Raw genomic sequence first — 19,930 nt, 5'->3', positions numbered from 1 at the left:
GGCGCCGATGCGCTGGTTCCTGACCGTCCTGGGGGTGCTGTTCGGCATCGCCGTATTCCTGTTTCTGGATTATGCCCTGCCGTCGCGGCAGACGGTGCGCATCACCAACACCTACAACCGGCTGACCGACATCGGCGCGAACCGCATCTTCTATGCCTCGCCCGACACCGGCACCGTGCAGAACGCCCAGGGCCAGCGCGACGTGCGCTTCATCGACACGGTGCGCCCCAGCGGACGGCCCTATGTCTATCGCAACGAGGACACTGGCTGGATCTGGCCGCCCTATTTCAAATACGACAGTTCGAACCTGCATGCGCGGGCGACGGACCTGCGGTCGACCTCGGCCGATCCGCAATGGGTCAGCGTCACCTCGTACGGCTGGCGGGTGTCGTGGCTGTCGATCTATCCCAATGCGATCTCGATCCGGCCGGTCGCGGGGCCCGACGTGCGGCCCTTCAACTGGCCCGCGGTGCTGATCCTGCTGGTGCTGGGGGCGCTGCTGGCGCTGATCTGGCGGATGTGGAACCAGTTCCGCGAACGCAGCATCGATCCGGCGCTGGCCTCGGCCGACGCGGCGGGGGACAGGGCGCGGGGGCGGCTGTCGCGCTGGTGGAACAGGCGCTAGGCATGGCCGAAGGACGCAACCCCGGCACCCCGTTCCGTCCCGAGGCCTTTGCCCGGATCGCCGTCAACACCCCGGCGGCCGAGCGTCGTGCCGCGACCCTGACCGCGCGGCGCAGTCTCAAGGGCGACTGGCAGGCGGCCTGGCTGTTGAATGCGGTGCGCTGCATCGACCTGACGACGCTGTCGGGCGACGACACCCCCGACCGCGTGGCGCGGCTTTGCGCCAAGGCGCGCCAGCCCGTCGACGCGGGGCAGCTTAAGGCGCTTGGCGTCGGCAGGCTGACGACCGGCGCGGTCTGCGTCTATCCCACCATGGTCGCGGCGGCAAAGCGCGCGCTGCAGGGCGCGGCCATCCCGGTGGCGTCGGTCGCGACCGGCTTTCCGGCCGGGCTGATGCCGCTGGACCTGCGCCTGGCCGAGATCCGTTATGCGCTGGACATGGGCGCCGACGAAATCGACATCGTCATTTCGCGCGGCCTTGCCCTGCGCGGCGAATGGTCGGCGCTTTACGACGAGCTTTGCGCCATGCGCGAAGCCTGCGGGCCCGCGCTGATGAAGGCGATCCTAGCGACCGGGGAACTCAAGTCCCTGACCACGGTGGCCCGCGCCAGCCATGTCGCCATGCAGGCGGGCGCCGATTTCATCAAGACCTCGACCGGGAAAGAGCCGGTGAACGCCACGCTGCCGGTCAGCCTGGTCATGCTGCGCGCGATCCGCGACTATCGCGACGCGACCGGCGTTGCCGTGGGCTTCAAGCCCGCCGGCGGGTTGCGGACGGCCAGGGACGCGTTGAACTGGCAGGTGCTGATGGCCGAGGAACTGGGCCGCGACTGGTTGCGCCCCGATCTGTTCCGCATCGGCGCATCCTCGCTTCTGGCCGATATCGAGCGCCAGATTTCCCATCACGTCACCGGGCGCTATGCCGCGTCCCATCGCCTGGCCGCAGGATAAGATGCCGAAAGTCTCTGACATCATGGAAAGCATGGAATACGGCCCCGCCCCCGAGGATGCCTCGGCCGTCCGCGACTGGCTGCGCGAGCGCGGCACCTTTGGCCATTTCATCGCTGGCCGCTTCACCCGCCCGGGCGAGGCCTTCGTCACAAGCGATCCCGCGACGGGGGAGGAACTGGCCCGCGTCACGCAGGGAACGGGCCGCGACGTCGCCAAGGCCGTGCGCGCCGCGCGCCGGGCGCAGCGGGGTTGGGGCGCCATGCCGGGCCATGACCGGGCGCGGTTCCTGTATGCCATCGCCCGCACCATCCAGAAGCGCGAGCGGTTTCTGGCGGTGCTGGAAACGCTGGACAACGGCAAGCCGATCCGGGAAAGCCGCGACATCGACCTGCCCTTGGTCGTGCGCCATTTTTATCATCACGCCGGCTGGGCCGAGATCGCCGAGACCGAGTTTCCCGGCCACCGCGCGCTCGGTGTCTGCGGCCAGATCATCCCGTGGAACTTTCCGCTGCTGATGCTGGCCTGGAAGGTCGCGCCCGCGCTGGCCGCCGGCAATACCGTGGTCTTGAAGCCCGCCGAATATACGCCCCTGACCGCGCTGGCCTTTGCCGAGATCTGCGCCCATGTCGGCCTGCCCGCCGGCGTCGTGAACATCGTCATCGGCGACGGCGGCACCGGCCAGGCGCTGGTCAGGGCGGCGGTGGACAAGATCGCCTTCACCGGCTCGACCGAGGTCGGCCGCGCCATCGCCGCAGACGTCGCCGGCTCGGGCAAGCGGCTGACGCTGGAACTGGGCGGCAAATCGCCCTTCGTGGTGCTGGAGGACGCCGACCTGGATGCGGCGGTCGAGGGCGTCGTGGACGGGGTCTGGTTCAACCAGGGCCAGGTCTGCTGCGCCGGTTCGCGCATCCTGGTCGCCGAAAGCGTGGCCGAACGGTTCGAGGCGCTGCTTCGCGCCCGCATGGACAGGCTGCGGGTCGGCCCGCCGCTGGACAAGTCCACCGATGTCGGCGCCATCGTCCATCCGGTGCAGCGGGACCGCATCCTTGCCATCCTGGCCCGCGCCCGGGCCGAGGGCGCGGAGCTGGTCGGCGGCGCGGCGGGGCAGGGCTGCGTCATCGCGCCGGGCTATCTGCGCAACATCGCCCCCGCCAACCCCGGCATGGTCGAGGAAATTTTTGGCCCCATCGCCACGCTTTCGACCTTTCGGACACCGGACGAGGCGGTCGATCTGGCCAACAACACGCGCTATGGCCTGGCCGCCTCGGTCTGGTCGGAAAGCGCGACGGTCGCGACCGACATCGCCGCGCGGATCAAGGCCGGCGTGGTCTGGGTGAACTGCGCCAACGTCTTTGACGCCGCCGCGCCCTTTGGCGGCATCCGCGACAGCGGCTATGGCCGCGAAGGCGGGCGCGAAGGGATGCTGGACTATCTGGCCGCCCCTCCGGTTCGCCCCGCCCGGGAACCCGCGCCTGCCCCGGTGTCGGCCCTGCCCGATGGGCTGGCGCATGACGAAAGGGGCATCGACCGCACCGTGAAGCTGTATATCGGCGGCGCGCAAAAGCGACCCGACGGCGGCGCGAGCTATCTGGCGCAGGACGAGCTGGTCCCGCTGGGCGGGCGCAAGGACATCCGCAACGCCGTCGAGGCGGCGCAGGGCGCATTGGGCAAATGGCAGGGCCTGGGCGGGCACGGCCGGGCGCAGGTGCTGTATTTCCTGGCCGAGAACCTGGCCCTGCGGCGGTCCGAATTCGCGGGCTTCGCCACGCTCGAGGAAACCGAGGCCGCGATCCGGCGCTGCTTTTTCTATGCCGGGTTCGCCGACAAGTTCGACGGCGCTACGGTTTCGGCCAAGCCCGGCCATCTGTGCCACGTCCAGCACGATCCGCATGGCGTGATGGGCGTGATCGCGCCCAATGCCGCGCCGCTGGCGGGCCTTCTGTCGCTGGTCCTGCCTGCCATCGCGATGGGCAATGCGGTGGTTGCCGTGCCCTCGCAGGACCGGCCGATGGCGGCGCTGACGCTGGCGCAGGTGCTGGCCTGTTCGGACGTGCCGGGGGGTGTCGTCAACATCGTCACCGGCCCGCGCGAGGATCTGTCCCGGACGCTGGCCGGCCATGACGGTGTCGGCGCGATCTGGCATGTGGGGCAGGGCGAGGGGCTGGCCGCGACCGAGCGCGCCGCCGCGCAAACCCTGATCCCCGTCTGGGCGCCCGAGCCGCGCGACTGGGCCGCGCCCGAGGCGCAGGGCCGCGAATTCCTGCGCCGCGCCACCCGAAGCAGGACCATCTGGCTGCCCCATGGCGCGCTTCCCGCGGGCACCGGCAGCGCCGCCTATTAGGCCGAGCGCAGCCAGCGCAGCCCGGCCTCGGTCGAGGTCAGGGGCGTGTATTCGGCGCCGATCCAGCCGTCGTAGCCGGCCTCGTCCAGCGCCCGATAGAATCGGGCAAAGTCGATGTCGCCGGTGCGCGGCTCGTGCCGGCCGGGAAAGCCCGCAACCTGCACATGGCGCGTGATCGGCGCCAGCCGGCGCCAAAGGTCCAGCACATCGCCATGGATCATCTGGGCCTGATAAGCGTCGAATTGCAGCCCGAGGTTCGGCGCGCCGACCTCGGCGATGATCTCGGCGGCAAGGTCGAAGTCGTTCAGGAAATAGCCGGGCATGTCCTGGGTGTTGGTCGGCTCGATCGTCAGGCTGGCGCGGGGGGCGCGGCGGGCGGCCCATTTCAGGTTCTCGATCATGGTGCGGCGCGCCTGCGGGCCCTCGGCGCGTCCGGCCATGATGTGGACGTGCTGCACGTCCAGCGCCTGGGCATAGCGGATCGCGCGGTCGAAGTCGCTGCGAAAGCGCGCCTCGTTGCCCGGCTCGGCCGCAAAGCCGCGCGGGCCCCCCGCCCAGTTCGGCGGCGGCGAGTTCAGCAGCACGAACTCCAGCCCCGTGGCTTCGGCGCACCGCACCAGTTCCTTGACGGCCAGGTCATAGGGAAACAGGATCTCGACCCCCTGGAACCCGGCGCGGCGGGCAGCGGCGAAACGCTGCTGCATCGGCAGTTCGGTGAACAGATAGGTCAGGTTTGCGGCAAAATGCGCCATGTCAGGGCTCCAGCGGAAAGGTTTCCCCACCCGAGTGCAGAATCATGCGCCCATGGGAATCGGGCGCGGCCACATCGGCCAGTCGATAAAATGTCTTTCGATCAATCAGCGCCCACAGCCCGCGCCGGACGTGGACATAGGGACGCGGCGCCTCGGGGGTGCCACGCATCTGGATGGCGTTGTCGGGACCCGCGGTCACCTGGTCGCCCACATTGGTGGTGAATATGATCGTCGGGCCGATCTCGGCATCCACCGCTACGAAGGGCGCGTCCACGACGCGGATGCGCACCTTTTCGACGGGCGTCACCAGGAAATACTCGTCCCCCTCGCGTTTCAGGATCGAGGCGAACAGCCGCACCATCGCCGGCCGCCCGATGGGGCTGCCCTGATAGAACCAGGTCCCGTCGGCGCGGATCTCCATGTCCAGATCCCCGCAGAACGGCGGGTCCCACAGGTGCACCGGCGGCGGGCCCTTTTTCGAGGCACGGCCGGCCGCCGCGGCGATCCCTGCCGCATCGCTCACAGGATTGTCAGTCTTGCGAACCATTATCAGTGGAGCCCCGTTGCCGCCCATCCTATGCTGTCCTAGATCAGAAAAGAGGCGTTGTCATGGCCGAGGATGATAAACTCGTCGTTGAAATCCAGTCGCTGACCAACCGGCTTGGCGATGCAAGGGCCAGCGTCGAGCGGCGCTTCGTCGGGCAGCATGCCGTCGTCGAACAGGTTCTGTCGGCGATCCTGTCGGGGGGGCACGCGCTGCTGGTGGGCCAGCCGGGCCTGGGCAAGACCATGCTGGTCGATACGCTTTCGACGGTGCTGGGGCTCGACAGCGCGCGGGTGCAGTTCACCCCCGACCTGATGCCGGCCGACATCCTGGGGTCCGAGGTGCTGGACGTGCGCCCCGACGGCAGCCGCGCCTTTCGCTTCATCCAGGGGCCGGTCTTTACCCAGCTTCTGATGGCCGACGAGATCAACCGCGCCAGCCCCCGCACCCAGTCCGCGCTGCTGCAGGCGATGCAGGAGGCCGAGGTGACGATCGGGGGCGAGCATCGCCCGCTCGGTCGCCCGTTCCATGTGCTGGCGACCCAGAACCCCATCGAGCAGGAAGGCACCTATCCCCTGCCCGAGGCGCAGCTTGACCGCTTCCTGCTGCAGATCGACGTGGATTATCCCGACCGCGACACGGAACGCGCGATCCTGCTGGCGACCACCGGGACGGAACAGGGCGCGGCCCATGCCGTCTTCGACGCGGCGGGGCTGATCCAGGCGCAGGCGCTGATCCGGCGGATGCCGGTGGGCGAATCGGTCCTGAACGCCATCCTCGATCTGGTGCGCGCCGCCCGCCCCGGCGCGCCCGAGGCCCCCGCATGGGTTGCCGAGACGCTGGTCTGGGGGCCGGGTCCGCGCGCCGCGCAGGCACTGACGCTGGTCGCCCGCGCGCGCGCCGCGCTGAACGGCCGCTTTGCCCCGACGCTCGACGATGTCGAGGCGATGGCCGCCCCCGTCCTGCGCCATCGCATGGCGCTGAGCTTTGCCGCCCGCGCCCGGGGCGAGACGGTCGAGGGCGTCATCGCCCGGCTGCTGGGCGACCGGATGCAGGCCGCAGCGTGAGCCCCTCGGCCGATCAGCTGCGCGCGGGGGCGGAGGCCGCCTCGGCCGCCCTGCCGGCGCTGATGCTGTCGGCCGAACGGCTGGCGGCCAGCCTAACCGCCGGCGCGCATGGCCAGCGCCGCGCCGGCGCGGGCGAGGATTTCTGGCAATACCGGCCCGCGACCCAGGGCGACACCGCGCGCAGCATCGACTGGCGCCGGTCGGCGCGCTCGGACGGCCAGTTCGTCCGCGACCGCGAGGCACAGGTGGCGCAATCGGCGGTGTTGTGGGTTTCGGCCGCTGCCGGCATGGATTTCTCGGGCGGCGCCGACCGGCCGGCCAAGCGCGACCGCGCCGCCCTGCTGGCGCTTGCCCTGGCCTTGGGGCTGCTGGCGGGGGGCGAGCGCGTGGCCCTGGCCGGCCAGCCGCCGCGCCCGGGCCGGATGCAGGCCGACCGGATCGCCGAGGCATTGGTCGCCCGCGCGCCCCTGCCCGCGGACGAGGACACGCCCCCGGCCAAGGCGCTGCGCCCCGGCCAGCGCATCGTGCTGATCGACGATTTCCTGGGCGACCCGGCGCCGATCCTGGCCTATCTGGACCGGGCCGCCGGTCTTGGCGTCCGGGGCGCACTGCTGCAGGTGCTGGACCCCGACGAGGAGACCTTTCCCTATGGCGGGGCGGTGCTGTTCCGTTCGGCCTCGGGGGCGCTCAGGCACGACACCCGCGATGCGGGGGGGCTGCGCGCCGCCTATCTGGCCCGACTGGCCGAGCGGCGCGCCGCGCTGACCCGCGCCGCCGGGACCGCCGGCTGGCATTTCGGCACACATGACACCGCCGCGCCGCCCGCGCAGGCGCTTCTGTGGCTCTGGTCGGTGCTGGAGGGCTGATGCTGGTCCTGGGTCCTCTTGGCTTCGCAACGCCCTGGCTGCTGGCGGCGCTGGCCGCGCTGCCGGTGCTGTGGCTGATCCTGCGCGCGATGCCGCCCTCGCCCCGGCTGGTGCGCTTTCCCGGCACGCGGCTGCTGCTGGGCCTGCGCGATGCCCGCCCGGTGGCACGGCATACCCCCTGGTGGCTGCTCTTGATCCGCATGCTGGCGATCGCGGCGCTGATCCTGGGCTTTGCCGGCCCGGTCTGGAAACCGGCGCCCGATCCGGCGGGGCAGGGCCCTTTGCTGATCGTCCTGGACGCGGGCTGGGCCGCCGCGCCCGACTGGCCGCAGCGCCAGACACGCGCCTTGCAGGCGGTGGACCGGGCCGCGCGCGACGGCCAGCCGGCCGCGCTGCTGGTCGCGGATGGCCGGGCCAGCGCCACGCTGCCGTTCCTGCCGGCATCCGAGCTGGCCGCGCAACTGCGCGCCGTCCAGCCCGCCCCATGGGAGACGCGCTATCCCTCGGACCTTGACGCGCTGCTGTCGCAGGCGCCGTCGGGCCTGTCGGTGCTGTGGCTGTCGGACGGTCTGGACCATCCCGGCCGCGCCGCCCTGCTGTCGGCCCTGGCGGCGCGGGGCGCGGTCACCGTGGCACCGCCCGACGGCCCCCGCCTGTCCCTGCAATCGGTGCCGGGGGACCGGCCCGCGCTGCGGCTGCGTACGACCGGAACCGCGGCACCCGATGTCATCGCCTATGGCGTCGACCCGCAGGGGGCGCCGCGTGAGTTGGCGCGGCTGAAGCCGCTGGCCGCCCCGGTCGCGGCGGCGGCGGGAGAGCGGCTGGTGCCCATCGACCTGCCCTCCGAACTGCGCAACCGCATCACCCGCTTTCAGATCGACGGGCAGAGCGCGGCCGGGGCGGTGGTGCTGGCCGACGATTCCCTGCGCCGGCGCAAGGTCGCGCTGGTCGGCGACAGCGCCGCGCGCGAGGGCCAGCAGTTGCTGTCGCCCATGCATTACCTGCGCCGGGCGCTGGCCCCCTCGACCGACCTGATCGAAGGGGGCGCGGCGGATGTGCTACAGGCCGCGCCCGACGTGATCGTGCTGGCCGACCAGATCGGCCTGCCCGAGGCCGAGGCCCTGCAGGGCTGGGTGGACCAGGGCGGGCTGCTGATCCGCTTTGCCGGACCGCGCATGGCCGCGTCCGACCGGCTGGCCGAGGAGCCGCTGCTGCCCGTCCGGCTGCGGGCGGGCGGGCGCGACATCGGCGGCGCGCTGAGCTGGGGCGATCCGCGCGGCCTTGCCCCCTTCGCCCCCGAAGGGCCGTTCGCGGGTCTTGCGATTCCGGCCGACGCGCTGGTCCGTGCGCAGCTTCTGCCCGAACCCTCGCCCGACCTGGCCCCGCGCACGCTGGCCGCGCTGACCGACGGCACGCCCCTGGTCACGCGCGCGCCCCTGGGCGAAGGGCAGGTGGTGCTGTTTCACACCACGGCCAACGCGGAATGGTCGAACCTCGCCCTGTCGGGCCTGTTCGTCGAGATGCTGCAGCGCCTGGTCCAAAGCGCCCGTGCCGGGTCGGGGGCGACGGCCGCTCCCGATCCCTCGGCGGACACCTATTGGACGCCGGTGCAGGTGCTGGATGGCTTCGGCCAGGTGCGGGACCCGCAGGACCCGGTGCCGGTGGCGGGCGCCGATTTCGCGCGCGGCCCGGCGCCCGGCGCGCCCGCCGGTCTGTACCGGGCGGGCGAACGGGTAGCCGCACTGAACGCGGGCGGACCGCTGGTCGCAGCCCAGGGCCCGGCCGACTGGCCCGGCGCCATGGTCGAGGCGCAGGCCCAGGCCCCCGGCGTCGATCTGCGCGGCTGGCTGATCGCGCTGGCGGTGCTGCTGCTGGCTCTGGATGCGCTGGGCAGCGCCTGGCTTGCGCGGGGCCGCGGCCCAGGAAAGGCTTTGGCATGAAACGCCTGATCCCGATCCTTGTGGCCTTGCTGGCCTGGTCCTGGCCTGCCCTTGCGCAGGACGACCCGGACCCGCGCCTGATCCGCGCCGCGGACGAGGTCGCGCTGGCCTATGTCGTGACGGGCGATGCCGATGTGGACCGTGCCTCCGAAGCCGGGCTGCGCGGCGTCTCGCAGGTGCTGACCCAGCGCACCACGGTCGAACCGGGCGAGCCCATCGGCATCGACCTGGACCGCGACGACCTGTCGCTGCTGACCTTCCTGTATTGGCCGGTGACGGACAGCCAGCCCTCGCCCACGCCGCAGGCCTATGTGCGGCTGAACCATTTCCTGAAATCGGGCGGCGTGATCCTGTTCGACACCCGCGACGGGGATATCGCTGGCCTGGGCGGGCCCGACGGTTCGGCCGCGCTGCAGCGGCTGGCGGCGCCCCTGGACATCCCGCCGCTGGCGCCGATCCCGGCCGACCATGTGCTGACCCGCAGCTTCTATCTGCTGCAGGACTTCCCGGGCCGCTACAGCGGGCGCGACGTCTGGGCCGAGGCCCCGCCCCCCGGCGCCGAGGCGGCCGAGGGCGTGCCGTTCCGCAACCTCAACGACGGGGTCTCTCCGGTCATCATCGGCGGCAATGCCTGGGCCGAGGCCTGGGCCGTCGACCAGAACGGCCTGCCGATGTTCAGCATGGGCTCGGGGTTCGAGGGCGAGGAGAACCGCGAGATGGCGAACCGCTTCGGCGTCAACCTGATCATGTATGTGCTGACCGGGAACTACAAATCCGACCAGGTGCATGTGCCAGCCCTGCTTGACCGGCTGCGCGCCGAGGAAGTGACCCAATGACGGGCCTGAGCTTTGACCCGCTGCTGCCCTGGCCGCTGGTTGCGTCGGTGGCTGCGCTGGGACTGCTGGTGGCGCTGTGGTCGCTGTGGCGCGGCTTGCGCGGCTGGTTCTGGCGCGGGCTCGCGGGGCTGGCTGCGGCGCTTGCGCTGGCTGGGCCCGCGCTGGAATCGGGGGTGCGCCAGGCGCTTTCGGACATCGTCATCCTGCTGGACGACCGCAGCGCCAGCCAGTCGCTGCCGGGCCGGGCCGAGCAGTCCGACCAGGCGGTGCAGGCGCTTTCGCGCCAGATCGAGGCCCTGCCGAACACCGAGATCCGCCGCGTCACGCTGGGCGACGACGATGACGGCACCCTGTTGGGCGCGGCGCTGGCCAAGGCCTTGGCGGCCGAACCCCAGACCCGCGTGGCGGGCGTCGTCGCGGTGACGGACGGGCTGGCCCATGACGCGGCGCAGATGCCCGGCACCGCGCCCGCGCCGGTCCATGTCCTGCCGACCGGCCAGCCGGCCGACTGGGACCGCCGCCTGGTGATCGAGGAAGCCCCGGCCTTTGGCCTGATCGGCCAGCCCGTCACCATCCGCCTGCGCGTCGAGGACCAGGGCGCTGTCCCGCCCGAGGTCGCCGCCAGCCCCGCCCGGCTGCGCATCCAGCTGGACGGCGCGGACAGCCGCAGCCTGGAGCTGCCGCCCGGCGTGACGCTGGACCTGCCGGTGGTGCCCGAGCACGCGGGGCAGAACGTCGTCTCGATCGGCTTCGACGCGCCCGGGGGCGCCGTGCCGGAACTGACCGACCGCAACAATGCCGCCGCCGTCCAGATCCAGGGGGTGCACGACCGGCTGCGCGTGCTGCTGGTCTCGGGAGAGCCGCACGCGGGCGAGCGGACCTGGCGCAACCTGCTGAAGTCGGACGCGAACGTGGACCTGATCCACTTCACCATCCTGCGGCCGCCGGACAAGATGGACGGCGTGCCGGTCGACGAGCTGTCGCTGATTGCCTTCCCCACGCAGGAACTGTTCATGGAGCGGATCCGCGATTTCGACCTGATCATCTTCGACCGGGACCGGGTGCGGGGCATCCTGACGCCGCAATACTACGACAACATCCGCCGCTATGTCGAAGAGGGCGGCGCCATCCTGGTCTCGGCCGGGCCCGAGATGTCCTCGGTTGAAAGCCTGAACCTGTCGCCGATGGGGGCGATCATCCCGGGCCGGCCGACCGGGCGGGTCTATGATCAGCCGTTCCTGCCGCAACTGACCGACGAAGGCCGGCGCCATCCGGTCACGGCGGGCCTGACCGGCGCGCCGGCCGAGGGCAGCGACAGCCATTGGGGCCGCTGGCTGCGCATGTCCCAGGTGATCCCCGACCCGCGCGCCCAGGTGGTGATGACCGGGGCCGAGGACCAGCCGCTGCTGATCCTGAACCGGGTGGGCAAGGGCCGGGTGGCGCTGCTGACTTCGGACCAGGTCTGGCTGTGGGGGCGCGGCTTCGAAGGGGGCGGGCCGCAGCTGGAACTGCTGCGCCGCATCGCCCATTGGTCGATGAAGGAACCCGAGCTTGAGGAAGAGGCGCTGCTGGCCGATGTCTCGGCCGGCCTTGGCGTGACGATCACCCGCCGCACCATGGCCGAGCAGGTCGGGCCGGTCCGCATCACCTATCCCGACGGCCGGACCGAGGAGATCGCCCTGGCCCAGACCGGCCCCGGCCGCTTCGCCGCGCGCTGGACCGCGCCCGGCCCCGGGCTTTACCGCCTGGCCGAGGGCGAGATCACCCGCATCCTGGCGCTTGGCCCCGCCGCGCCCCGCGAGTTCGAGGAAACCGTCGCTTCGGACCGGGTGGTGGCGCCCCTGGTCCAGGCGACGCAGGGCGCCGTCCTGCGCCTGTCGGATGGGATTCCGACCCTGCGCACCGTCCGCGAGGGGCGGTCCGCGCATGGCCAGGGCGTGGGCGGCGACTGGATCGGCATCACGCCGCGTGGCGCCGCCTCGGTGTCGGGGGTGACGCATCGGCCCCTGCTGCCCGGCTGGGCCTGGCTTTGCATCGTGGCGGGGCTGGCGCTGGTCGGTTGGCTGGCCGAGGGGCGCGGCTGGGGCAGGGGCCGGGCGGCATAGGCAAACTTGCCAAGCCCGCGCCCCGTTGCTAGGCAAATGGAAACCATTTCACGAGGGACCGCATGGCCGCCGCCCAGAACGACGCCGAGACCGCCTACATCCCGCCGACCGAAGTCGATCTGGCCGCGATCAAGCGGATCCTGCCGCATCGCTATCCCTTCCTGCTGGTGGATCGGGTCCGCGACATCGTGCCCATGAAAAGCTGCGTGGGCGTCAAGAACGTCACCTCGAACGAGCCGCATTTCGAGGGGCATTTCCCGCAGGAACCCGTCATGCCCGGCGTGCTGATCATCGAGGCCATGGCCCAGGCCGCCGCCGTCCTGGTCGGCGTCAGCCTGGATCTGGCCGGCAAGGGCATGGGCACCTATTTCATGTCCATCGACAAGTGCCGCTTCCGCCAGAAGGTGGTGCCGGGCGACGTCCTGGAACTGCACATGACCACGCTGCGCGGCGGCGGCAAGATCTGGAAGTTCGAGGGGCGCGCCATGGTCAATGGCCAGCTTGCCGCCGAGGCCGAGGTCATGGCCATGCTGAACCGTGGCGACAATGGCTGACCCCCGGGTCCACCCCTCGGCCGTGGTCGACCCCGCCGCCGTGATCGGCGAGGATTGCGAGATCGGCCCGTTCTGCGTCGTCGGTCCCGAGGTGAAGCTCGGCCGCGGCGTGGTGTTGAAATCGCACGTCGTGATCTCCGGCGACACCAGCATCGGCGACGAGACGGTGGTGTTTCCCTTTGCCTCGGTCGGCGAGGTGCCGCAGGACCTGAAGTTCCGCGGTGAAAAGGTCCGGCTGGAGATCGGCGCCCGCAACCGCATCCGCGAATATGTCACCATGAACCCCGGGACCGAGGGCGGCGGCGGCGTCACCCGCATCGGGAACGACGGCCTTTTCATGGCGGGCAGCCATGTGGCCCATGACTGCCAGATCGGCGACCGCGTGATCCTGGTCAACAACGCTTCGGTCGCCGGGCATTGCCACCTCGAGGATGACGTGATCGTGGGCGGGCTTTCGGGCGTGCACCAATGGGTGCGCATCGGGCGCGGCGCGATGATCGGCGCGGTCTGCATGGTGACGGCGGACGTGATTCCCTTTGGCCTGGTGCAGGGCCCGCGCGGCCATCTGGACGGGCTGAACCTGGTGGGCCTCAAGCGCCGCGGCGCCTCGCGGGAGGAAATCCACGCGCTGCGCGACATGCTGGGCAAGCTGGGCTCTGGCAGCTTCCGCGACACGGCCCGCCACATGGCCGAGGGGCCGAACGGGCCGATGGTGCAGGAAGTGCTGGACTTCATCCTGGGTCCCTCGGACCGCAGCTTCCTGGCGCCCCATCCATGAGAGCCCGTCCATGAGCCGCACCGCCCTGATCGCGGGCGAGGGCAGCCTTGCCCCCGCCATCGCCGCTGCGCTGGACCGGCCGCTGGTCTATGCGCTGGACCATCTGCACCCCCAGGTCGAGGCCAAGCCGTTCCGGCTGGAGCGGCTGGTGCCCTTTCTGGACGAACTGGCCGAACAGGGCGTGACTCGGGCGGTCTTCGCCGGGGCCATCCGCCGCCCCCGGATCGAGCCCGACCTGTTCGACCCGCGCACCATGGCCATCGTCCCGCGCATCCTGATGGGCATGCAGTCGGGCGACGATGCCGCCCTGCGCGCGGTGCTTGATGTCTTCGAAGAGGCCGGGATCGCCATCGCCTCGGTCGACCAGATCCTGCCTGGGCTGGTTCCCGGTGCCGGCGTTCTGGCAGGCGAACCGACGCCCCGCGACCAGAAGGATGCCGCCCGCGCCGCCGAGATCGTCCAGGGCCTTGGCGCGCTTGACATCGGGCAGGGCGCGGTGGTGGCGCAAGGCTTGTGCCTGGCGGTCGAGGCGCTGCCGGGCACCCAGGCGATGCTGGACTTCGTGCGGCTCCACGCCGGTCTCAAGCCCGATCCGAAGGGGCCGCGCGGGGTGCTCTACAAGGCGCCGAAGCCCGGTCAGGACCGCCGCATCGACTTGCCGACCATCGGTCCCGACACCGTGCGCCAAGCCGCCGAGGCGGGCCTGGGCGGCATCGCCTGGCAGGCCGGCAGCGTCATCCTGCTGGATCGGGAAGACGCCATCGCCCGCGCTGAACAGGCGGGCCTGTTCCTGTGGTCGCGGCCGTGAGCGGGTATTTGGAAAACAGTGAAAACCCTATGGTCTCACCGTTTTTCAAATACCCATCTCCGGGCCGCGCGTCCGGAGCCATGTCATGAAATTCTTCCTGATCGCGGGCGAGCCTTCGGGTGACAATCTGGGCGGTCCCTTGATGGCGGGGCTGAAAAGCCTTGATCCAATGGCAGAGTTTCTGGGCGTGGGCGGCCCGGCGATGGCGGCCCAAGGGCTCGCCAGCCTGTTCCCGATGGAGGAACTGTCGGTCATGGGCATCGTCGAGGTGCTGCCGAAATACCGCCAGCTCAAGGCCCGCATTCGGCAGACCGCGCAGGCCGTGGCCGATGCGCGGCCCGACGCGCTGATCACCATCGACAGCCCCGATTTCTGCCTGCGGGTCGTCGCCGAGGCGCGGGCCCTGTGCCCGGATCTGCGCACGATCCATTACGTCGCGCCCTCGGTCTGGGCCTGGCGGGCCGGGCGGGCGAAGAAGATGGCCCGCGTCATCGACCATGTGCTGGCCATCCTGCCCTTCGAGCCACCTTACATGCAGGCGGCTGGGATGAGCTGCGATTTCGTCGGTCATCCCATCGCGGTCGAACCCGTGGCCGGCCCCGCCGAGGCGGCGGCCTTTCGCGACGCCCATGGCATCGCCCCCGATGCGCCCTTGCTGCTGTGCCTGCCCGGGTCGCGCCGGGGCGAGGTGGGCCGGCTGGGCCCCCGGTTCGACGAGGCGCTGATTCGACTGCGCGACCGCGTGCCCGAGGTGCGGGTCGTTCTGCCGACCGTCAGGGGCGTTTCGCAACTGGTGCGGGACATGGCCCGGCGCTGGCCCTCGGCCCCCGTGGTGGTCGAGGGCGAGGCGCGGCGCGCGGCCTTTGCCGCAGCCGACCTGGCGCTGGCGGCCTCGGGCACGGTCAGCCTGGATCTTGCGGCGAACGACGTGCCGATGGTGATCGGCTATGACGTGGCGCCGCTGAGCCGCCTGCTGATCGGGTTGTTGCTGAAGACCGATACGGTGACGCTGGTGAACCTGGTCAGCGAAACCCGCGCCGTGCCGGAATATCTGGGCCGCCGCTGCCTTCCCGGCCTGCTGTCGCAGGCGCTGTTCGATCTGCTGGAAAATCCCGAGGCGAGGCAGGCGCAGCATGCGGCGATGGCCTTGACCATGCAGCGCCTGGGGCGCGGCGGCGAGGCCCCTGGCCTGCGCGCCGCGCGTTCGGTCATGGCGGCGGTTACTTCTGCGCCGCGACCACGATGATTTCGACCTTGTAGTCGGGCGTCGCCAGCTTCGATTCGCCCGTCGCGCGTGCCGGCGTATGGCCTTGGGGCACCCATTCGTCCCAGACGGCATTCATTTCCGCAAAGGTGGACATGTCGGCCAGCCAGATCTGGGTCGACAGGATGCGCGTCTTGTCCGAACCGCATTCGGCCAGCAGCCGGTCGACTTCGGCCAGGGCGCCGCGGGTCTGTTCCGTCACCGAAGCGCCCGGATTGGCGATCTGGCCGGCCAGATAGATGGTGCCGTTGTGGATGACGGCCTCGCTCATGCGGGGGCCGGTGCCGATGCGTTCGATCTGGGACATGGGAATCCTTTCGGGGTTTGGCCGGCGGATGCCGGGGCAGGGCCGTCATGCCAAAGCCGGCCGCCGCGTTCAATGGCCTGCCCGACATGCGAAACGCCCGGCGACAGGTCGCCGGGCGCAGTCGCATTCCGATGGGGGACATCGTAGGTCAGAAAATACCCGTCAGATAAAACAGAATGATGACGACGATCGGCACGCCGAGCAGCCAGGCAACGATGCCTTTCATGGGTTCGCCCTTTCCTGATCCATGTGTTGTCGGCCAAACGCCCGGCAGCAGGGCGAAGTTCCTGACGGGCGGTGCGCATTAATCCTTAACGCTGGAACTTTATATAATATTTCATTTAATTCAACATCTTAAATAGTTTTCCTCGGCTGGGGCCGGTGCCATAACGGCTGCATTCAGGAGGTGATTGAGATGATCTTTCGTTTTTCGGTCGTGATGGCGGCCCTTTCATTGGCTGGCTGCGCCACCATTACCCGCGGCACGAATGACGTGCTCGTGGTGGAATCCACGCCCCAGGCGGCTCAGGTCAAGCTGAGCAACGGGCAAAGCTGCGACGGCACACCCTGCAGCTTCAAGCTGCCGCGAAAGTCCGAGCGAATCTCGTGGTCAGCAAGGAAGGTTGCAAGCCTGTCAATGTGCATGTGACGAACCGCGTGTCGGGCGGCGGCGGGGCAGCAATGGCGGGCAACGTCCTGGTCGGCGGCATCATCGGCGCCGGGGTGGATGCCGGTACGGGCGCCATGCTGGAACTGGTCCCCAATTCGGTAAAAGTCCAGCTGGAGTGCCGACGCTAGGTTTTCCTGACGTCCGAGCGCAATGCGTCCCGCTGGCCGGACCGGCGGGATGAAGCGTTATAAGGCCGGACGGCTGAATGGGGAAGGGATGGTGCTGTGAGAGAGGATTGAACTCGACGGACGGCGTTGTTATATCTTGTTTTTATTGAATAATTTTTGGCGTTTTGCAAGGGCTGTGTGTAAGTGTTGTGTGTAGGCTCCTGAGCGGGTCATGCGAGCAACTGCGGGGCGGAATCTCAGTTGCGCCATTGCGGGCGGCCCCGCTGTTTCCTATGCGAACTGTCAGTCACCGTTGAGAGGTGGCGCGGTATTACAGAATACCAAACGCGAGGATGCAAAATGGCCGAGACAGCGATGCAAACCGAGAATATGTTCGGTAATAAATTATATCAGGTTCGCGCGAGGAAAGCCTTGCCAATACTTGTGCGTCAGGCCCGATCCCGTGAGCCTATATTCTACGAAGCGCTGGCCGACGAACTTGGAATGTCAAACCCGCGAAACCTGAATCATGTTTTGGGTAGTGTCGGTGTCACGCTAAATGAACTGTCTGAGGATTCCGATTGGGGTGAAATTCCTCATATTCAATCACTCGTAATAAACCAGCGCAGTCGGCTTCCTGGGGAAGGCTTTGACGGTTTCTTGGCAAAGAGAATGAAGGAGTATCAACGGTTATCTCTGGCTGAAAGGCGGGCATATCTTGATGCCTATTGGCACGAGATCTATGCGTATCCTTACTGGTTCGATGTGCTGAAGAGCTGCGATCTTACCCCCGTCACGATAGGTGCAGCGAGTATCATAGAACGAGCCAAAACTGGTAACAGCGCTGGCGGTGGCGAAGGCGAGGAGCACCGCAGACTAAAGGAGTATGTGGCGACAAACCCTGGTGTTGTTGGACTGCCCCACAGCTTTGGCCTAGGGGCGATAGAGGCTCCGCTACCGTCTGGAGACAGGCTCGATATCCTATTTCGCACCCACAAGCGACATGTTGCAATAGAAGTCAAGTCAAAGATTTCCAATGAGGTAGACCTAACGCGCGGACTGTTTCAATGCGTGAAATATCGTGCGGTGATGGAGGCGGAACGCGGCTTCAATGGGACGCAGCATTCCATTGAAGTGTTATTGGTTGTGGGGAAAGCGTTCCCGAAGAATCTATGCTCTCTGAAAAACAGCTTAGGGGTGCAAGTCGTAGAGATAATCGGCCGATGCTGATTTTTGTGCGTAGTCACAAGGACGGTTCTCCAGACGCGCTGACAGGGGCTTGTAGCGGCCTTCTCAGCGTTCCCAGTGCTCTCCCCCCATGAAAGCGCAGGGGTGCCCCTCTCGGGCCTCCTAGAGGTTCCCGTCCGCGTTCTGCCGCTGGTTACGCACTCGGAACACACCCCGGCTCTCGTTAGGGTCCCGATAGAAAATCACATGCGAGCCCATAAGGGCCTCTGGTTAGGCTTGGGAATGGCCCGAGAGGCGCTAGGAGGGCCACTGAGCGGGCGTCTGGTGGTTGTCGTGGGCTGGGGCGGAGGATGGCAGGAAGGCGCTCCTGGTGTCTCTACGGCCTCTGTGAAGAGGGTGGCTGGTTGGGAGTGGTTGTTCCGGCTGGACGGGCGGGGGAGATGGAAAGGCTTCTGTTACTCCTTACCATAGCTCCTACCAGGGTTCACATGGGGTGGGGAGGGGGAGATCTAATTACCCCCTACCATAGCCCCTACGATCCCTGAAAGATACACACAGGGGTATAGTAGGGCTGTTCAATGTCATGAGGTAGGGTCCTCAAGGGGTCCCTCCCACCGACCCCCTCCCTCCCAGGAACCTCATTAGGCTGTTCAATGTTATGAGGATCTTCGTCCACCCCTTGACAGCTCCTCGGCTGCGCCTCGTCGCCATCAAGGGGTCTTGCGGATATTTGGTGGAAAAATCCGAGGTCCCACCCTCGACAGGATTGAACCCCGCGCACCCCCCGTGCCCCCGCGCGGTTATGGCTCCCGCGCATCGCCCCTGCGCCCACAGAATGGCTACCGCGCCCGACCATCCGCTGCCTTTGGCCTGGGCTTCGCCTGGGATGCACCGGCGCAGAAGAGCCGGCCGCATTGCCATGTAACATCCACAACCAACGTTGACATTTGAAACGGAATGGCGTATGCAGGGCTTTGAAACGGTCTATCAGGCTGTAACCAAAGGGCTTTTGAGGGGAGAAGAAGCATGGAACTTCCGCAAATGATCGGCTGGGGCATCGTCGCTATCTGGTTCCTCGTGGGCATGTTGGCCCTTTGGATGCGACCGCCCTACTGACAGGCCCCTTTTTCAATAGGTCAGTAATGCTGACTAATGTGTTGGCTCGGTACCCCTGGATTTCTATCCATAGACCGTCCTACCGACCCCGAGGCGGCGCGGGTCCAGCAGACCCCGGCTAAGGCTATCTGTTCACCAGCGAGAGCTTATCTGTCTCATGAAACGATATGTGGTCTACACCCGCGTCAGCACCGCCGAGCAGGGCAAAAGCGGCCTCGGCTTGGAAGGCCAGAAGCGCGACATTGCGATCTTCCTAGAGCGCTTCTCAGAGGAACCCTATGAGATCATTGCCGAGCACCGAGACGTCCAGACCGGCAAGGACGATGACCGCCCCCAACTGGCCGCAGCTCTCGCCCTGGTCCGCGCCATGCCCGGCTCTGAACTCCTCGTCTCGAAGCTCGACAGGCTAAGCCGAAAGGTCTCCTTCATCGCCTCCCTGCTGGACGACAAGAGGGTCTGCCTGCGGGTCGCGTCCATGCCCTACGCGGACAAGTTCCAGCTTCACATCTACGCAGCCCTGGCCGAGCAGGAGCGGGAGTTCATCTCGCTTCGCACCAAGGCCGCCCTAGAGGCCACCAAGGCGCGGGGAACGAAGCTTGGGGGGCTCCGGGACAAGACAGCCGAGCGGAACAAAGCCATCCAGCGCAACGCCCAGGAGCGGGCAAGGCAGGTTGCGGACATCGTGGAACCCATGCGGGCCCAAGGCGCGACCCTGAGGGCCATTGCAGAGGCGCTGAACAAGGCCGGCGTGGGGACTGCAAGGGGCGGAGAATGGCACCCCGCGCAGGTCGCCAGGGTCCTTGAGAGGCTGGGCTAGCATTCTCCGCAGGTTGACTCACTCGGGGTCTATGGAGCCGCAGCAGGGGTGCTGAAAAGCTAGATTGCCTCCTCGCGTGTGTAATGCCCTGATGCGGCGTGATGACTGCGAGGCTAGCATGGACACCGAACAATCTTTTTCTACCTTGGACGGGCTCTGATGATGTGACCGCCCCCCCGACGGCTTCGCTGTGCCAGGGTGGGTCTGGGACGATCCACAGAGGGGAGAGGTCATGTCGGAGATTACCACGATCGGGCTCGATCTTGCGAAGCATGTGTTTCAGCTTCACGGGGCC

The 19,930-nt window shown here is 68.4% G+C and carries 19 protein-coding genes; 16 read left to right on the top strand and 3 right to left on the bottom strand.

What is annotated here, in order from left to right:
- Positions 1-7: 7 nt before the first annotated feature.
- Genes BU28_RS0112970 through BU28_RS0112960 form a run of 3 tightly spaced genes read left to right on the top strand, consistent with a single transcriptional unit; the run spans position 8 to position 3,916 of the window.
- A complete protein-coding gene (locus BU28_RS0112970) occupies positions 8-625 on the top strand; it encodes a DUF1523 family protein (RefSeq protein ID WP_028719860.1) in 618 nt (205 codons plus the stop codon).
- 2 nt (positions 626-627) lie between these two features.
- Positions 628-1,575 (top strand): deoxyribose-phosphate aldolase, encoded by a 948-nt coding sequence (deoC, locus tag BU28_RS0112965; protein ID WP_028719859.1) that lies wholly within the window; start codon positions 628-630, stop codon positions 1,573-1,575.
- Between the two features lies 1 nt (position 1,576).
- Positions 1,577-3,916 (top strand): aldehyde dehydrogenase family protein, encoded by a 2,340-nt coding sequence (locus BU28_RS0112960; protein WP_028719858.1) that lies wholly within the window; start codon positions 1,577-1,579, stop codon positions 3,914-3,916.
- Here BU28_RS0112960 and BU28_RS0112955 read toward each other — a convergent pair.
- Both BU28_RS0112955 and BU28_RS0112950 read right to left on the bottom strand, forming a co-directional pair.
- Complete coding sequence (locus BU28_RS0112955; protein ID WP_028719857.1) at positions 3,913-4,668, bottom strand: hydroxypyruvate isomerase family protein; 756 nt, start codon at positions 4,666-4,668, stop codon at positions 3,913-3,915. The genes BU28_RS0112960 and BU28_RS0112955 overlap by 4 nt on opposite strands.
- Before the next feature lies 1 nt (position 4,669).
- Positions 4,670-5,215: a DUF1285 domain-containing protein gene (locus tag BU28_RS0112950; RefSeq protein ID WP_028719856.1), complete on the bottom strand. Its 546-nt coding sequence runs from the start codon at positions 5,213-5,215 to the stop codon at positions 4,670-4,672.
- A 62-nt stretch (positions 5,216-5,277) separates the two neighbouring features.
- On the opposite strand from BU28_RS0112950, the gene BU28_RS0112945 reads away from it, so the two are divergent.
- The 9 genes from BU28_RS0112945 (at position 5,278) to lpxB (ending at position 15,412) form a co-directional block, all read left to right on the top strand.
- On the top strand, positions 5,278-6,279 hold the full coding sequence (locus BU28_RS0112945) for an AAA family ATPase (RefSeq protein WP_028719855.1): 1,002 nt from the start codon (positions 5,278-5,280) through the stop codon (positions 6,277-6,279).
- On the top strand, positions 6,276-7,145 hold the full coding sequence (locus BU28_RS0112940) for a DUF58 domain-containing protein (RefSeq protein ID WP_028719854.1): 870 nt from the start codon (positions 6,276-6,278) through the stop codon (positions 7,143-7,145). The genes BU28_RS0112945 and BU28_RS0112940 overlap by 4 nt, the downstream gene beginning before the upstream one ends.
- A complete protein-coding gene (locus BU28_RS22955) occupies positions 7,145-9,085 on the top strand; it encodes a BatA domain-containing protein (RefSeq protein WP_332908364.1) in 1,941 nt (646 codons plus the stop codon). The genes BU28_RS0112940 and BU28_RS22955 overlap by 1 nt, the downstream gene beginning before the upstream one ends.
- Entirely contained in the window at positions 9,082-9,921 is an 840-nt protein-coding gene (locus BU28_RS26720; protein WP_314182347.1) for a DUF4159 domain-containing protein, read from the top strand. Before BU28_RS22955 ends, BU28_RS26720 begins: the two co-directional genes overlap by 4 nt.
- Positions 9,918-12,026 (top strand): membrane protein, encoded by a 2,109-nt coding sequence (locus tag BU28_RS0112930; protein ID WP_028719853.1) that lies wholly within the window; start codon positions 9,918-9,920, stop codon positions 12,024-12,026. The genes BU28_RS26720 and BU28_RS0112930 overlap by 4 nt, the downstream gene beginning before the upstream one ends.
- Positions 12,027-12,088: 62 nt before the next feature.
- Positions 12,089-12,580: a 3-hydroxyacyl-ACP dehydratase FabZ gene (fabZ, locus tag BU28_RS0112925; RefSeq protein WP_051578186.1), complete on the top strand. Its 492-nt coding sequence runs from the start codon at positions 12,089-12,091 to the stop codon at positions 12,578-12,580.
- Positions 12,573-13,358, top strand: a complete 786-nt coding sequence (gene lpxA, locus BU28_RS0112920) for an acyl-ACP--UDP-N-acetylglucosamine O-acyltransferase (RefSeq protein ID WP_028719851.1) — start codon at positions 12,573-12,575, stop codon at positions 13,356-13,358. Before fabZ ends, lpxA begins: the two co-directional genes overlap by 8 nt.
- A gap of 10 nt (positions 13,359-13,368) precedes the next feature.
- Positions 13,369-14,166 carry an LpxI family protein gene (locus BU28_RS0112915; protein WP_028719850.1) on the top strand — a complete coding sequence of 266 codons (798 nt, stop codon included), beginning with the start codon at positions 13,369-13,371 and terminating at the stop codon, positions 14,164-14,166.
- Between the two features lie 85 nt (positions 14,167-14,251).
- Complete coding sequence (gene lpxB / locus BU28_RS0112910) at positions 14,252-15,412, top strand: lipid-A-disaccharide synthase (protein WP_028719849.1); 1,161 nt, start codon at positions 14,252-14,254, stop codon at positions 15,410-15,412.
- On the opposite strand, the gene BU28_RS0112905 is transcribed toward lpxB, so the two are convergent.
- The gene (locus BU28_RS0112905) at positions 15,387-15,737 is read right to left on the bottom strand and encodes a RidA family protein (RefSeq protein WP_028719848.1); all 351 of its coding nucleotides are present in this window, start codon (positions 15,735-15,737) and stop codon (positions 15,387-15,389) included. The two genes, lpxB and BU28_RS0112905, sit on opposite strands and share 26 nt — an antisense overlap.
- A 415-nt stretch (positions 15,738-16,152) precedes the next feature.
- Between BU28_RS0112905 and BU28_RS26350 the strand changes: the two genes are divergently transcribed.
- The 4 genes from BU28_RS26350 to BU28_RS0112890 all read left to right on the top strand — a co-directional run bounded on the left by BU28_RS26350 (position 16,153) and on the right by BU28_RS0112890 (position 19,635).
- Positions 16,153-16,386, top strand: a complete 234-nt coding sequence (locus BU28_RS26350) for a putative periplasmic lipoprotein (RefSeq protein ID WP_233145022.1) — start codon at positions 16,153-16,155, stop codon at positions 16,384-16,386.
- On the top strand, positions 16,377-16,535 hold the full coding sequence (locus tag BU28_RS26345; RefSeq protein WP_233145023.1) for a hypothetical protein: 159 nt from the start codon (positions 16,377-16,379) through the stop codon (positions 16,533-16,535). Before BU28_RS26350 ends, BU28_RS26345 begins: the two co-directional genes overlap by 10 nt.
- Positions 16,536-16,874: 339 nt before the next feature.
- Entirely contained in the window at positions 16,875-17,744 is an 870-nt protein-coding gene (locus tag BU28_RS25490) for a hypothetical protein (RefSeq protein ID WP_143809731.1), read from the top strand.
- Between the two features lie 1,231 nt (positions 17,745-18,975).
- Positions 18,976-19,635, top strand: coding sequence for a recombinase family protein (locus tag BU28_RS0112890; protein ID WP_028719847.1), 660 nt, complete (start codon positions 18,976-18,978; stop codon positions 19,633-19,635).
- Positions 19,636-19,930: the final 295 nt, after the last annotated feature.

Source organism: Paracoccus yeei ATCC BAA-599, from assembly GCF_000622145.1.
Classification (GTDB): domain Bacteria; phylum Pseudomonadota; class Alphaproteobacteria; order Rhodobacterales; family Rhodobacteraceae; genus Paracoccus; species Paracoccus yeei.
This window is presented reverse-complemented; position numbering and strand designations above follow the sequence as displayed.